Annotated in this window: 2 protein-coding genes; both read left to right on the top strand. The window is 42.0% G+C overall.

All coding sequences use genetic code 11. From position 1 onward, the window contains the following. Window positions 1–2 precede the first annotated feature (2 nt). Window positions 3–164 carry a gas vesicle protein GvpJ gene (gvpJ, locus tag JWG39_RS17325; RefSeq protein WP_369130645.1) on the top strand — a complete coding sequence of 54 codons (162 nt, stop codon included), beginning with the start codon at window positions 3–5 and terminating at the stop codon, window positions 162–164. A gap of 94 nt (window positions 165–258) precedes the next feature. Next, a partial coding sequence (gene gvpJ, locus JWG39_RS17320) for a gas vesicle protein GvpJ (RefSeq protein WP_205220362.1) occupies window positions 259–371 on the top strand: 113 nt, incomplete at its 3' end.

Below are 371 nucleotides of genomic sequence, written 5' to 3'. Positions count from 1 at the left end.
GGATTCTTGACAAAGGTATTGTGATTGACGCCTGGGTCAAAGTATCTCTGGTTGGAATTGAGTTGTTGTCCATCGAAGCAAGGGTAGTTGTCGCTTCAGTTGAAACATACTTAAAGTATGCTGAAGCAATTGGCCTGACCGCAAGTGCAGCCACCCCCGCTTAAGGACTGTACTCTGTGTAATTACATAAATCTAATCGTGAAGGGCTAAATGTTATGCCCCTTCACGAAAAGTTCATCTTAGATTAAGGAGATTGTTATGGCAAAGGTACAAAAATCGACTGATTCTTCAAGTTTGGCAGAAGTTGTTGATCGCATTCTTGACAAAGGTATTGTGATTGACGCCTGGGTCAAAGTATCTCTGGTTGGAAT

It is taken from the genome of Desulforhopalus vacuolatus, assembly GCF_016918505.1.
Classification (GTDB): Bacteria; Desulfobacterota; Desulfobulbia; order Desulfobulbales; family Desulfocapsaceae; genus Desulforhopalus; species Desulforhopalus vacuolatus.
The sequence above is the reverse complement of the archived record's forward strand: the minus strand, read 5'-3'. Positions and strand labels throughout refer to the sequence as shown.